This window comes from Pseudoclavibacter helvolus, from assembly GCF_049707175.1.
GTDB lineage: Bacteria > Actinomycetota > Actinomycetes > Actinomycetales > Microbacteriaceae > Pseudoclavibacter > Pseudoclavibacter helvolus_A.
Map to the genome: position 1 here is coordinate 52,745 of NZ_JBNAFM010000008.1, position 13,994 is coordinate 66,738.

A 13,994-nucleotide genomic window follows, 5' to 3' on the forward strand; every position below is an offset into this window, starting at 1 on the left:
ACCAATGTTCCGAACGACAAAACCACGGACTGCGAAGACGGCGACCCGCAAGACGGCTCGCCGCCGCACCCCACTCGCGACCGCCGCACTGCTCGGAGCTGGCCTTCTGCTCACGGGCGGCGCGTACACCGCCATCGATTCCGCGACAACAGCCGCAGCAGCCGAAGAGGCAGCGCCCGCAACCGCTGCCGAGATCGAGAACGGTGCCGCGCTCTTCGGAGCCAACTGCGCCACCTGCCACGGCATGAACGCCGCCGGAACCGAGAACGGACCAAGCCTCATCGGTGTCGGAGCCGCGGCCGTCGATTTCCAGGTCGGGACCGGCCGTATGCCCATGCAGGCAAACGCCGCCCAGGCCCCGGCCAAGCCCGTTCAGTTCGACGAGCAGGGCATCAACGACCTTGGCGAGTACGTCGCGTCACTGGCCCCCGGACCCGCCGTACCTGACGAGAAGTACCTCCAGGCAGACGGAGACGCGGCACGAGGAGCAGAGCTCTTCCGCATCAACTGCGCGATGTGCCACAACGTTGCCGGCGCCGGTGGCGCACTCACCGAAGGCAAGTTCGCACCCGAACTCATGACGGTCGAGCCGGTCCACCTGTACGAAGCGATGATCACGGGCCCGCAGAACATGCCCGTCTTCAACGACGCGAACCTCACGCCGCAGGACAAGGCCGACATCATCACGGCGATCCGCTGGCAGACCGAGGTCACCGGTTCGATCGGTGGCAACAGCCTCGGCTCGCTCGGGCCCGTGTCTGAAGGCCTCTTCATCTGGATTTTCGGCATTGGCGCCGGCGTGGCAATGGCGGTCTGGATCGCCACCCGACCGAACTAGTGCTGCCTGAAGACTGCCTCAGGCATCAAAGACATACTGCAGCTGAACAGACACACCCAGAAAGGGATCACCATGGCTGATGGCGAACACGGCGGAGAGCTTCGCACGGCTCCTTCGTCGGAGCGGGCGCCTCACATCGGGACCGCGATCCTTCCCAAGGACGGCTTCGACAACCCTGGCATGCCGCCACACCGCGACCGGATCACCGACGCAGACCCAGCCCAGGCGAAGCGCACCGAGCGCATCCTCGTCGCGCTGTTCGTGTTCTCTGCGCTCGCAAGCATCTTCGCCGTCGTTGCGTACTTCGTCTGGCCGATCAGCCGCGAAGACATCTCCACGGTCCGCGCCAACAACATGTTCCTCGGCATTGGCATCGCCGCGGCAATGCTGGCTATCGGCATCGGAACGGTCGCTTGGTCCAAGTACCTCATGGCCGACCACGAGATGGCGGAAGCACGCCACCCGGGCAAGGGATCTCCTGCCACACGGTCGCGCGCCGTCGAGATCTTCGCTCAGGCCAACGAGGAGTCCGGCTTCAGCCGTCGCAAACTCTTCCGCAACTCCCTGATCGGCGCGCTCGTCGCGATGCCGCTCCCCGGAATCGTTCTGTTCCGTGACCTCTACAACGGGAACAACCCTGACCCGGTGGAGTCGCTCTCTCACACGATGTGGGAACAGGGCACGCGACTGGTTCGCGACCCTACCGGCACCCCGATCCGCGCTGCGGACGTGACCTATGGGTCCGCGTTCCACGTCATCCCCGACGGCCTCATCGATCTCGAGCACCACCTTCTCGAAGAGAAGGCCAAGGCCGTCGTGCTGCTCATGCGTCTCCCCGCTGATCAGCTCAACGAGCGTGAGGACCGCGCCGGCTGGTCGTACGACGGCATCGTCGCCTACTCGAAGGTCTGCACGCACGTCGGTTGCCCGGTTGCGCTCTATGAGCAGCAGACGCACCACCTCCTCTGCCCGTGCCACCAGTCGCAGTTCGACGTCAAGAACCACTGCGAGGTCATCTTCGGACCGGCTGGCCGCCCGCTCCCGCAGCTGCCCATCGCCGTCGACGACGAGGGCTACCTGATCGCGCAGAGCGACTTCACTGAACCTGTCGGACCGAGCTTCTGGGAGCGACGCCATGACTACAACGTATAAAGCTCCGGTACGTGAGGGCGGCTTCATCGCCGGCGCCGCCAACTACCTCGACGAGCGCACCACGATCTCGGGTGCGGTCAAGGAGTTCGGCCGAAAGATCTTCCCGGACCACTGGTCCTTCATGCTCGGTGAGATCGCGCTCTACAGCTTCGTCGTCATCCTGCTGTCCGGCACGTTCCTGACGTTCTTCTTCGACCCGTCGATGGCGCACGTCGAGTACGAGGGCTCCTACCTCCCCCTCAAGGGCATGGGCATGTCGGCCGCGATGGCATCGACGCTCGACATTTCGTTCGACGTCCGCGGCGGCCTCCTCATGCGCCAGGTCCACCACTGGGCGGCCCTGCTGTTCGTGGCGTCCATCGGTCTGCACATGCTGCGCGTCTTCTTCACGGGTGCGTTCCGCAAGCCGCGCGAGCTCAACTGGGTCGTTGGCTTTGTGCTCTTCATCCTCGCTATGGCAGAGGGCTTTACCGGCTACTCGCTGCCCGATGACCTGCTGTCTGGCAACGGCCTCCGCATCATCGACGGCATCATGAAGGGCATCCCGCTCGTCGGAACCTGGGTTTCGTTCCTGTTCTTTGGTGGCGAGTTCCCCGGCACCGAGATCGTCGGGCGTCTCTATTCGCTGCACATCATGATCCTGCCCGCGATGGTTATTCTCTTCATCGCCCTTCACCTGGCCCTCATGGTGATCAACAAGCACACGCAGTGGCCAGGACCAGGACGCACCAACGGGAACGTCGTCGGAAACCCGGTTCTTCCGGTGTTCGCTGGCAAGGCAGGTGGATTCTTCTTCCTGATCTTCGGCCTGATCTTCCTCATCGCATCGTTCTTCTCGATCAACCCGGTCTGGAACTACGGCCCTTACGACCCGTCACCGGTGTCCGCAGGTACCCAGCCCGACTGGTACATCGGCTTCGCCGACGGCATGCTGCGACTCATCCCGCCAGGCTGGGAGGTGTACTGGTTCAACCACACGTGGTCATTCGCGATCATGGCGCCGCTGGTCATCATCGGCATCTTCATCGTGCTGGTCATCGTGTACCCGTTCATCGAGGCCTGGATCACGGGTGACAAGCGCGAGCACCACCTGCTCGACCGCCCCCGCAACGCGCCAACCCGTACCGCGATCGGCGCCGCTGGCGTGACGTTCTACGCGGTCATGTGGGCTGCGGCCAGCTCGGACCTCATGGCGACGCACTTCCACCTCGCTATGGAGCATGTCATCCACTTCCTACAGGTGATGCTGTTCCTCGGGCCCGTCATCGCGTACATCGCGACGAAGCGCATCTGCATCGGTCTGCAGAAGCGCGACCGTTCGCTCGCGTTGCACGGCGTCGAGTCCGGACGAGTCTTGCGACTCCCCCATGGCGAGTTCGTCGAGGTCGAGGTTCCTCTCGACAAGTACGACCGTTGGGAGCTCGTTTCCTTCAACGAGCAGGCACCGATCATGCTCCGCCCGAACGAGGAGGGCAAGATCACGGCTCCGATGCGTCTGCGAGCAGCCATGTCGCGCTGGTTCTTCGAGGACCGTGTCGAACCGGTGTCTAAGACGGAAATTGAGCAGGCACACCACGGCCACCACTAGGCCATAGCTGCACGCCGCACCCCATCATGGGCTGCGGGAGGGGCCGCCAGCGTCGCGAAAGCGATCTGGCGGCCCTTTCGTTGTTCCCGCCGCTCGCGCTCTGCGCGGCCAGTCGCGCTCTGCGCGCCCCGGCCCCGATCGGCGCGGACAAGCCGGTGGACGGGCCTGAGCCGTTCGTGAATGTCACCCTGGACGCTCGGCATCGAACCTGCTGATCTGCGCAGCCGTGCACGACCCTCAGGGTTGGCACTACAAAGCCACAGGAATGGCAAGCAGGCCTCAACATGACGCCCCAGCACAAGATTGTGGCGAACTGCACCTCGTGGCCGCGGTGAGAGCACTTTGCCACAACGCTCACAGCGCCAGTGCTGCATCCCCGACGCGCCGCCTCCAAGACAGGACCGAACAGAAGTTTGTGAACGGTACTCAGACGCGGCGGAGAGAGCGCCTTGCCCCTATGCTCAGCACTGACTCTCGAGCTGCGCTGCCACCCGACAAAGCCCGACAGAATTGTGGTGAAGAGCACTCAGACGCCCTAGCGAGAGCACTTTGCCACAACCGCTCAGAGCGCCAGTGCTGGGGCCGCACTGCCGCCAGGCAGGACCCAGACGGCGCACAGTGCTGACCACCAGCCGGCCCGCGTTTACGCTCGATAGACACCGCACGCGGGAAAGTAGCTCCACACAGCTGGATCGTGCACCATTCCGGCGCTCGGCGCATCGGACAGCCCCGTCCCTCCCAGACTTCGAATAAATCGCTCACACCGCTCAGCTCCACCTCGGACGCGCACGAACCAACATCGCACCGCATCGCGACGCAGGAACCGAGGAAGCGAGCGCTCACGCCAGACGTCCAGAGGATGCCTTAAGTCCGACCCCGGCCTGCGCTCGGGAACGACAGCACTCTCAACGACGACGGCACGACTGACCCCGACCCCAGCAACGACACCGCCGACTTCGTTCTCGCCGCAGCGGCCGCCTGCGTTCTTCGTGACCTCGCGGGTTTTGATCTCAATGTTGTCGCGGGTTTTTGTCGAGAACGCCGCCTCGACCCTCGACTCCTATCGATGCCGTCCGCTGGGCAGCCGTCCGCTGGGCAGCCGTCCGCTGACAGCCGTCCGCTGACAGCCGTCCGCTGACAGCCGTCCGCTGACAGCCGTCCGCTGACAGCCGTCCGCTGACCCCCGTCCGCTGACCCCCGTCCGCTGACCGGTGACCGGCGACACGACACCGTTGTCGTGGCTACGAGCGTGGCCGCGTATCGAACATGAGCTGAAGCCAATTCAAAAGAGGGAGGCGGAGGCTGAGGCTGAGCCCCGGGCGGGATCGGAGGCTGCGCCCCGGGCAGGATCGTGAGCCCTAAACATAGACGCTGACGCAGACGCAGACGCCGCCGTTGAACATGGTCCGACAGTCACGGGTGGCGGCGACGACGACCCGGCACGGGCAACACGGCAACACGGCAACACGGACACCGTGGCAACACGGACACCGCGTGCACTACGGACACCACGGACCAGGCACCACGAACACCACCAACACCCCGATGCGGAACATCCCCTGCGAACGACGGCGAAAGGCCCGCCCCTCGTGAGAGGAGCGGGCCTGAGCGTCAACACGCTTCGCTTAGTGCGCGTACCGTCCGCGGTAGTACTCGAACACCCAGCCGATGATGGCGACGATGAAGAGCGGCGCCGAGAAGTAGGCGAACCAGTAGCCACCGATCGACAGCCCCAGGAAGATCAAGGCAACCGCGAGAGCCAAGACGAAGGGCCACCAGCTCTGCGGCGGGAAGAAGCCCAGCTCCGGGTCAGCGTCGGCAATCTCGCCATCGAGGCGGTCCTCCGGCAGCACGTGGATGCGGAACGGCTTCGCCGAGCTCCCGAGATAGAACGCGACAAACGCGACGAAGATACCGGACAACGCCAGGGCGACGATACCGACCCACTCGTAGTGGCCCAGGGCCGCATGCGTCCACAGGGTGTAGATGACGGTCACGACCGCATAGAAGACGGCGAGGACCCAGAGGAGGCGGGCTGAGGTCTTCACTCTCGTTCTCCGATCTTGTCGTTGACTGGCGTCAGGTCACGGTATCCGTGCGGCGCGACCTCGGGGTGGTTGAGGTCGAACGCGGGGCGCTCCGAGCGGATGCGCGGGATCGACGTGAAGTTGTGGCGCGGCGGCGGGCAGCTGGTTGCCCACTCGAGCGAGGAACCGTAACCCCACGGGTCGTCGACGGTGACCTTCGGCGCGTTGCGTGCCGTGATGAACACGTTCAGGAAGAAGGGCAGCAGCGAGATCGCGAGCACGAAAGCTCCGATGGTCGACAGCTGGTTCATCCACGTGAAGTTGTCCTCAGGCTGGTACGTGGCGTAGCGACGGGGCATGCCCATGACACCGAGCCAGTGCTGAATGAGGAACGTCATGTGGAAGCCGATGAAGAGCAACCAGAACTGGATCTTCCCGAGACGCTCGTTGAGCATCTTGCCGGTCCACTTCGGCCACCAGAAGAAGAAGCCGGCGAACATGGCGAACACGATGGTTCCGAAGATCACGTAGTGGAAGTGAGCGACAACGAAGTACGTGTCCGAGACGTGGAAGTCGAGCATCGGGGACGCGAGGATGACGCCGGTGAGACCACCGAAGACGAACGTGACGAGGAATCCGAGCGAGAACAGCATCGGCGTCTCGAACGTCACCGATCCGCGCCACAGGGTTCCGAGCCAGTTGAAGATCTTCACACCTGTCGGCACCGCGATCAGCATCGTCATGAGCGCGAAGAATGGCAGCAGGACCGTGCCGGTCACGTACATGTGGTGCGCCCACACGGAGGCAGACAGCGCAGCGATGGCGATCGTGGCGTAGACGAGGGTCTTGTAGCCGAAGATCGGCTTCCTGCTGAACGCCGGGAAGATCTCGGACACGATGCCGAAGAACGGGAGCGCGAGGACGTACACCTCTGGGTGGCCGAAGAACCAGAACAGATGCTGGTAGAGGATCGCTCCCCCGGCCTCGACGTCATAGATGTGCGTGAGGAACACGCGGTCCATGAGCAAACCAAACCATGCCGCTGCGAGGACCGGGAAGGCGAACAGCACGAGGATCGACGTGATCATCGCGTTCCAGGTGAAGATCGGCATGCGCCACATCGTCATGCCTGGCGCGCGCATCGTGATGATCGTCGTGATGAAGTTCACGGCACCGAAGATGGTCGCGAAGCCTGTGGCGGCGAGTCCGGCAACCCAGAGGTTGCCACCGACTCCCGGTGAGTAGGTCATCGTCGACAAGGGGACGTAGGCCGTCCAGCCGAACGATGCTGCACCTCCCGGTGTGAGGAATCCGCCAACGGCGATGAGAGCACCGAACGTGAAGAGCCAGAACGCGAAAGCGTTGAGTCGCGGGAACGCGACGTCGGCCGTGCCGATTTGCAGCGGCACGAGCACGTTCGCGAACCCGGAGAACAGCGGCGTTCCGAACATGAGCAGCATGATCGTGCCGTGCATGGTGAAGAGCTGGTTGTACTGCTCTTTGGTGTCGATGATCTCCATGCCCGGCTCGAAGAGCTGGGTGCGGATGACCAGGGCCATCACACCGCCGATGCAGAACCAGACGAAGCTGGAGATCAGGTACATGTACCCGATGGTCTTGTGGTCCGTCGAGGTGATCCAGGAAACGAGGACGTTGCCCTTGCGCTCGACTGAGCTGCTCGGAGCCGTGGTCGCCTCAGAGACCGGGGTGATGCCTGGACGGTTCAGCGTTGACGTCATTTTCGTCGCCCCTATTCCGACTCGTGGTTGAACTCGGGAACGTCGGTGCCCGGAAGGTTCTGGTTGCGGTTGTAGTCGTCGCCGTGCGTGCCGACGTTGCCCGCCGCGCGAAGCTCGGCGATGTAGGCGTTGTACTCGGCCTGCGAGACGACCTCGACCTGGAAGAGCATCATCGAGTGGTACTCGCCGCACAGCTCGGCGCACTTGCCCATGTACGTGCCTTCGCGTTCTGGCACGAACGACATGGTGTTGGTGTGGCCGGGGATGTTGTCGATCTTGTAGTGGAAGTCCACGATCCAGAACGAGTGGATGACATCGCGCGACTTGATGTCGAGCGTCACGTTCGCGCCGACCGGGAGTACGAGCTTGGGCAGCGTTGCCTCGTCGATCTCGCCGGTCGCGGCGCCGCGCTCGCCGTTCTCGGCCGGCTCGCGGATCTCCTGAGCCTGGATGCCTTCGTAGTAGACACCTGAGTCGTACGCGGTGTTGCTCGTGGGGAGGTAGTTGAAGTCCCAGGCCCACTGCTTGCCGTAGACCTCGATCTTGACGTCCTGCTCTTCTTCCGCGAAGTTGGCGACGACCGGTGCCTCCTCACGGACGGTGAAGGCGAAGAAGCCTGCGACGAGGATGATCGGGACCACCGTGAAGAGGATCTCGATGGGCATGTGGTAGCGCAGCTGCGCCGGCAGGCCCTTCTCGCCCTTGCGGCGGCGGAACAGGACGGACGCCCAGATGATGAGTCCCCAGGTGATTCCTCCGACGACGAGGAGGATGATCCACGAGTTGACCCAGAAGTTCGTGAAGGCGTCTGAATGGTTGGTGACACCGGGGTCACCGGGCATGTAGCCCCGTAGTTCTTGCGACGTGCAGCCAGCCAGAATCAGAATCAGGGCTGCTGCAATCGGAGCGGCGAACCACTTCACGCGGCGGGTGTCTCGCACGGCAAACCTTTCGAGGTGACGCATACAGGTTGCTGTCAGTCTAGTGGGAATTGAGCGGCAGGATGACGCGGGGCGCGCGGAGACGACGAAACGGCGCGGTCGAAGACCACGCCGTTTCGGGTGTGTCGCGGGGTGCTCCCCCGCGTGTCGCGTCAGTGGAAGGAGTCGCCACAGGCACAGGAACCCTGCGCACTCGGGTTGTCGATCGTGAAGCCCTGCTTCTGGATGGTGTCTTCGAAGTCGATCTTCGCGTTGTCAAGGTAGGGCACGCTCATAGGATCGACGATCACCTCGACCCCGTCGAAGTCAACGGTCGCGTCTCCGTCGAGGATGCGCTCGTCAAAGAACAGCTGGTAGATCAGGCCGGAGCAGCCGCCGGGCTGCACCGCGATGCGAAGACGCAGACCGCCTTCGCTCTCCTGCCCGATGAGGTTCTTGATCTTGTCGAGGGCGGCCTGGGTCAGGGTCACGGAGTGCGTGGCCTCGCTCACGGTGATGCCTTCAAGGACTGCGCTCATGGATTCTCCTCGTGCTGCTCGGCGGGGCGACGTTCTCCCGCGCTCTTCACGTCGATAACGGCGTATGCGCCAAGGATATTCCTCCTTGGCGCGGATCGCATCAGGCCTGCTCCGTGGCCGGGCGAGCGAAGCGCAGCAGGAACAGCGCCTCGGCGGTAATGGCGCGTCTGAGCACGCCGAGGTCCTGGGACTCGTTCGGGCTGTGCGCCATGGTTGCCGGGTCCTCCACCCCGGTCACGAGGATCTCGGCCGACGGGTACACCTGGGCAAGTGCTGCGATGAACGGGATCGATCCGCCGATACCGGTCTCCTCGGGCTCTGCTCCCCAGCCGTCGCGCATCGCCGTCTTCATCAGCGCCACGGCTGGGCCCGCCGTGTCCACGAGGAACGGCTGGCCGAGGTCGGGCTGGGTGATCTCGACGTGTGCCCCGAAGGGGGCGTGCTGGCGCAGGTGACGCTCGATCGCGGCGTAGGCCTGGGCTGCATCGTCTCCCGGCGCAATGCGGGCCGAAAGACGAACGGAGACGGCAGGGAGGAGCGTGTTCGAGGCCTCGGCGACGCTTGGCGCGTCGATGCCGGTCACCGTGATGGCGGGCTGGTTCCACAAACGGTCGTGGATGCTGCCGGTCCCGATCGTGGAGACGCCGTCAAGCAACTCGGCGTCGCGGCGCACGTCTTCCTCGTCGCCGCCAGCGACGCCGTCCCGACGTGACGTGAGGCCAGCGACCGCGACGCCTCCGTGCGCATCCCAGAGCGTGTCCAAAAGCCGGACAAGCGCCATCATGGCGTCTGGGACGGCTCCTCCGAGCATCCCGGAGTGCGAGGCGTGCCCCAGCGTGCTCACGGTCACCTTCATGGTCACGTTGCCTCGGAGCGACACGGTGAGGCCAGGGGTGGTCGTCGATGGGTTGTCGCTGTCGGCGACGATGATGGCGTCCGCGCCCAGCGCGGCCTGGTGCTTGGCGAGGAAGTCCGCGAAGCTCCGGGAGCCGTTCTCCTCCTCACCCTCGATGAACACGGAGATCCCGATCCCTGGTTGGCCGTCGGTCGCAACACTGAGCGCTTCGAGCGCCGCGACGTGCGTCATGATGCCGGCTTTGTCGTCGCTGGCACCGCGGCCGTAGAGGCGCCCGTCTCGGAGCGTTGGCTCGAACGGGGGCGTCCGCCAGTCGTCCGCACTCCCCTGCGGCTGGACGTCGTGGTGGGCGTACAGCAGGACGGTGGGCTGACCGGGCGCTGCTGCCCGCGTTGCGATGACGGCCGGTTGCCCCTCGTAGCCGTCGGGCGTCTCCACGCTCTCGATCGCGACGGAGTCGAACAGCTCGAGCTCTCGGAGCAACTCCGCGGTGCGTTCCGCGCTCCGTCGGACGTGCACGAGGTCGAACGCGTCCCAGGACACGGAGGGGATGCGCACAAGGCCGGAGAGTCGGGCGATTGTGCTCGGGAAGCTGTCTTCGACCGCCCCGAGAAGGCGGCGTTCCTGGTCATTTGCATCGAGTGGGGCTTGGGGGTGAGTCATAGCGGTTAGGCTAAATCACACCAGAGTTCTTGAGAGGCATCATGTCGAAGCACGAGTCCAAGAGCGCCGAGACAGCATCGCTTCCCGCGAAGAGTCCGGCGAACAAAAAGCAGCAGCCGACCCCCACGCGGCGCGAGCGCGAGGCGCAGAACCTTCGCCCGCTCGTTCCGGAGGACCGCAAGCAGGCCAAGCGCGAGATGCAGGCCAAGGTGCGCGTCGAGCAGGCCAAAGCACGAGAGGGGCTCGCCAAGGGCGACGACCGCTACCTCCGGCCGACAGAGCGCGGTCCCCAGAAGCGCTTCATGCGCAACTACATTGACGCGCGGTACTCCATCGGGGAACTCCTCCTGCCCATGATGTTCCTTGTGATCTTCGCGACCTTCATCCCGAGCCAGTCGGTGGGTATCTGGGCGATGAGCTTCATCTGGGCCTTCCTCGCGGTCTGCGTGCTTGAGGCGGTCATGGTTGCCAACATCATCAAGCGGAAGATCGCCGCGGTCGTCGGCAAGGACAAGGTCGAGAAGGGCATCGTGATCGGAACGGTCGCGCGCAGTCTGCAGCTCCGGGTCATGCGCATGCCGAAGTCGCAGGTCAAGCGCGGCGCCAAGATCGAGTTCACGGGGAAGTAGTCCTGCTTCGGGCTGCGTGCCCTGGAACATTCGAAGGCCCGAACGGTATTCCGCTCGGGCCTTCGCTGTACTCAATCTAGACCTACGCGTCTCGCCCGAAGGTGTCAGCTTCCTGAGAATGTCGAGCCGACGTGCACCGAGACAGCGCGCGGGCCGTGGCTTAGCGACGGAGCCTGGCGAGCCCTCGGTTGATCGTCGCCGCCCAGCCGGGGCCCGCGTAGAGGAATTCGGTGTAGCCCTGCACTAGCGTCGCACCCGCGTCGAGCCTGCGCTTGACCTCTGGCGCGTCGCCGACGCCCCCAACCGAGATAATGCAGAGGCGATCCCCCGCCGTCTCCTTGACAAGCCGAAGCACGTCCAGGGAGCGCTCCGTGAGCGGCCGGCCCGAGAGGCCTCCCGCTCCGAAGGCCTCCACAATGCGCGGCGACGTGGTGAGCCCTGCCCTCGAGACGGTGGTGTTCGCCGCGATGATGCCGGCAAGGCCTTCGTCGATTGCGAGCTGCGTGACCTCGCGAACCTCCGCATCGCTGAGGTCCGGCGCGATCTTGACCAGCAGGGGCACGCCGGGTGCACCGTCACGGGCCGCGCGCAGGATGGGCGTCAGCGATTCGAGTGACTGCAGGCTGCGCAGCCCGGGCGTGTTTGGTGAGGAGACGTTGACCACGAGGTAGTCGGCGACGTCGCGCACGGCAGCAGCGGCCGCCGCGTAGTCGAGGTGCGCGTCCTCGGCCGGCGTTGTCTTGTTCTTGCCGATGTTGACGCCGACGATGACCGAGGTGTTCCGACGAGCGGCGATGTTCGCCGCGGCGTGCTCCGCGCCCTGGTTGTTGAAGCCCATGCGGTTGATGAGCGCTCCGTCGGCGACAAGCCGGAAGAGCCGAGGCCCAGGGTTGCCGGGCTGCGGTCGGGGCGTCACGGTCCCGACCTCGACGTGGCCGAAGCCGAGCGCCGCGAGGCCGTCGATATCCTCGGCGTCCTTGTCGAAGCCCGCTGCGAGCCCGAAGGGCGACGAGAAGCGGAGCCCCATGGCCTCGACAGCGAGCGACGCAGCCGGCGCCGTGAACCGCGTCACGACCGCCGCGGGTGCTCGCCATCCGAGCGCGCGGATCACGCCGGAAGCGAGCCCGTGCGCGCGCTCCGGGTCCATCTTGGACAGGACATGCGCGAACAGCAGGCGGTAGGCGGCGTTCATCGGGTCTCTCCCTCGAGGTTGGACTCGCCGTCTGCCGACTCGGTGGCGTATTGCGCCCTGATGCCGTCCTCGTGCATTCGGTCGATGGCGGCCTTGAAGTCGTCGAGGCTCGCAAAGCCCTGGTAGACGCTCGCGAAGCGCAGGTAGGCGACGTCGTCGAGCTCGCGCAGCGGCGGGAGGATGGCAAGACCAATGTCGTTGGCTTCGATCTGCGAGACGCCCGTCGAGCGGATGCTCTCCTCGACGCGCTGCGCGAGGAGCGCGAGATCGGTGTCGGTCACGGGACGGCCCTGGCAGGCTTTTCGGACGCCGGCCATCACCTTGTCCCGCGAGAACGACTCGACGACCCCGTTGCGCTTGATGACCGTCAGGCTGGCGGTCTCGGTGGTCGAGAAGCGCCGCCCACATTCTGGGCATTGCCTCCTTCGCCGGATGGCGAAGCCGTCGTCGCTGGTCCGGGAGTCGATGACCCGGGAGTCTGGATGGCGGCAGAAGGGGCAGTGCATCAGCTGAACCTCGCCGTCACTGCCTCGCCGTGGGCTGGGAGGTCTTCAGCGACGGCTAGAGCGACCACGTGCCTGCTGACCGCCTCGAGCGCGGCGCGGTCGTAGCGGATGATCTGCTGCGGGCGCAGGTAGGTGTGCGCGCCGAGCCCTGACGTGTGCGCTGCCTGCCCGCCGGTGGGGAGCACGTGGTTCGAGCCCGCGAGGTAGTCGCCGAGGCTCACGGGTGAGTTCGCCCCCATGAAGATGGCTCCAGCACTGTGGAGCGTGGCCAGCACGGCCTCGGGGTCTCGGGTCTGCACTTCGAGATGCTCGGGCGCGTAGGCGTTCGACACCCGCGCTCCCGCGGCGAGGTCGTCGACGAGGATCAGCGCAGACTGGCGTCCGCCGAGCGAGACCCGCACGCGTTCCGAGTGCTTCGTGCCGTCGGCCCTCGCTTCGACCCGCTCGAGCACGCGCTCTGCCCAAGCCGCATCCGGGGTGACGAGCAACGCGGACGCGAGCTCGTCGTGCTCAGCCTGGCTGACGAGGTCAGCCGCGACGTGGTCGGCATCGGCTGTATCGTCGGCGAGCACGAGGATCTCGGTCGGGCCCGCCTCGGAGTCGATGCCCACGAAGGACTGCACGATGCGCTTCGCCGCGGCGACATAGACGTTGCCGGGACCGGTGATGACATCCACGGGGTCGAGCCCGATGTCAGCGACGCCGTGAGCCAGCGCACCGATAGCTCCGGCGCCTCCCATCGCGTAAATCTCGGTGACGCCGAGCAGCCCGGCGGCGCCCAGGATGGTCGGGTGGACACGGCCCCCGAAGTCGCGCTGCGGCGGCGACGCGATAGCGATCGAGGCGACACCAGCGGCCATCGCCGCGCACACGTTCATGACGACGCTGGACGGGTAGACCGCTTTCCCACCCGGCACGTACAGGCCGACGCGAGAGACCGGGTGCCAGCGAAGCTCCACCACGGCGCCGTCGCCCAGAGTCGTGAGCTGCGGAGCGGGCACCTGGGCCTCCGAACCGGCACGCACCCGTTCGATCATGGCCTCGAGCCCCGCACGCACCTGCGGGTCCAGACCGGCGGTCGCCTCGTCGATCTCGCTCTGCGGCACACGCAGATGCGGCGGTCGCACCCCATCGAGTCGCGCAGCCTGCTCGAGCAGCGCCGCCGACCCCTCCTCTCGGACTGCCGAGATGAGCTCGGCGGCCGTGCCAAGCGCGCGTCCGACGTCGAGCTCGGCGCGCGGGAGGATGTTCCGGAGCTCGGCTGCGCTGAGCGTAGAACCACGCAGATCGATGAGTTGCATCATGGTGTCTCCATCGTAGTCAGGCGGGAGTGCGGCGCCTCGCG

12 protein-coding genes are annotated in these 13,994 nt (G+C 65.4%); 4 read left to right on the forward strand and 8 right to left on the reverse strand.

All coding sequences use genetic code 11. From position 1 onward, the window contains the following. Positions 1–4: 4 nt before the first annotated feature. The 3 genes from ACPYN9_RS08225 (at position 5) to ACPYN9_RS08235 (ending at position 3,578) form a co-directional block, all read left to right on the forward strand. On the forward strand, positions 5–838 hold the full coding sequence (locus ACPYN9_RS08225; protein ID WP_424465577.1) for a c-type cytochrome: 834 nt from the start codon (positions 5–7) through the stop codon (positions 836–838). Between the two features lie 72 nt (positions 839–910). Continuing rightward, complete coding sequence (locus ACPYN9_RS08230; RefSeq protein ID WP_424465579.1) at positions 911–1,990, forward strand: Rieske 2Fe-2S domain-containing protein; 1,080 nt, start codon at positions 911–913, stop codon at positions 1,988–1,990. Then, positions 1,974–3,578: a cytochrome b gene (locus ACPYN9_RS08235; RefSeq protein ID WP_424465581.1), complete on the forward strand. Its 1,605-nt coding sequence runs from the start codon at positions 1,974–1,976 to the stop codon at positions 3,576–3,578. Before ACPYN9_RS08230 ends, ACPYN9_RS08235 begins: the two co-directional genes overlap by 17 nt. Before the next feature lie 1,625 nt (positions 3,579–5,203). Here the strand turns inward: ACPYN9_RS08235 and ACPYN9_RS08240 are convergent. From ACPYN9_RS08240 to ACPYN9_RS08260, 5 genes are all read right to left on the reverse strand, one after another. Continuing rightward, positions 5,204–5,626, reverse strand: a complete 423-nt coding sequence (locus ACPYN9_RS08240; protein ID WP_424465583.1) for a cytochrome c oxidase subunit 4 — start codon at positions 5,624–5,626, stop codon at positions 5,204–5,206. Beyond that, complete coding sequence (gene ctaD, locus ACPYN9_RS08245) at positions 5,623–7,344, reverse strand: cytochrome c oxidase subunit I (protein ID WP_424465584.1); 1,722 nt, start codon at positions 7,342–7,344, stop codon at positions 5,623–5,625. Before ctaD ends, ACPYN9_RS08240 begins: the two co-directional genes overlap by 4 nt. Positions 7,345–7,355: 11 nt before the next feature. Continuing rightward, entirely contained in the window at positions 7,356–8,285 is a 930-nt protein-coding gene (gene coxB, locus ACPYN9_RS08250; protein WP_424465586.1) for a cytochrome c oxidase subunit II, read from the reverse strand. A gap of 152 nt (positions 8,286–8,437) precedes the next feature. Continuing rightward, positions 8,438–8,803 (reverse strand): HesB/IscA family protein, encoded by a 366-nt coding sequence (locus ACPYN9_RS08255; protein WP_068476349.1) that lies wholly within the window; start codon positions 8,801–8,803, stop codon positions 8,438–8,440. 100 nt (positions 8,804–8,903) lie between these two features. Next, the gene (locus tag ACPYN9_RS08260; RefSeq protein WP_424465588.1) at positions 8,904–10,322 is read right to left on the reverse strand and encodes a dipeptidase; all 1,419 of its coding nucleotides are present in this window, start codon (positions 10,320–10,322) and stop codon (positions 8,904–8,906) included. Positions 10,323–10,363: 41 nt separating this feature from the next. On the opposite strand from ACPYN9_RS08260, the gene ACPYN9_RS08265 reads away from it, so the two are divergent. Next, positions 10,364–10,951, forward strand: coding sequence for a DUF3043 domain-containing protein (locus ACPYN9_RS08265; RefSeq protein ID WP_424465590.1), 588 nt, complete (start codon positions 10,364–10,366; stop codon positions 10,949–10,951). A gap of 160 nt (positions 10,952–11,111) precedes the next feature. On the opposite strand, the gene ACPYN9_RS08270 is transcribed toward ACPYN9_RS08265, so the two are convergent. From ACPYN9_RS08270 to hisD, 3 genes are read right to left on the reverse strand one after another with little or no spacing between them, the layout of a single operon-like run. After that, positions 11,112–12,143, reverse strand: a complete 1,032-nt coding sequence (locus ACPYN9_RS08270) for a quinone-dependent dihydroorotate dehydrogenase (RefSeq protein WP_424465591.1) — start codon at positions 12,141–12,143, stop codon at positions 11,112–11,114. Continuing rightward, complete coding sequence (gene nrdR, locus ACPYN9_RS08275) at positions 12,140–12,649, reverse strand: transcriptional regulator NrdR (protein WP_424465593.1); 510 nt, start codon at positions 12,647–12,649, stop codon at positions 12,140–12,142. Before nrdR ends, ACPYN9_RS08270 begins: the two co-directional genes overlap by 4 nt. Then, a complete protein-coding gene (gene hisD, locus ACPYN9_RS08280) occupies positions 12,649–13,953 on the reverse strand; it encodes a histidinol dehydrogenase (protein WP_424465595.1) in 1,305 nt (434 codons plus the stop codon). The genes nrdR and hisD overlap by 1 nt, the downstream gene beginning before the upstream one ends. Positions 13,954–13,994 lie beyond the last annotated feature (41 nt).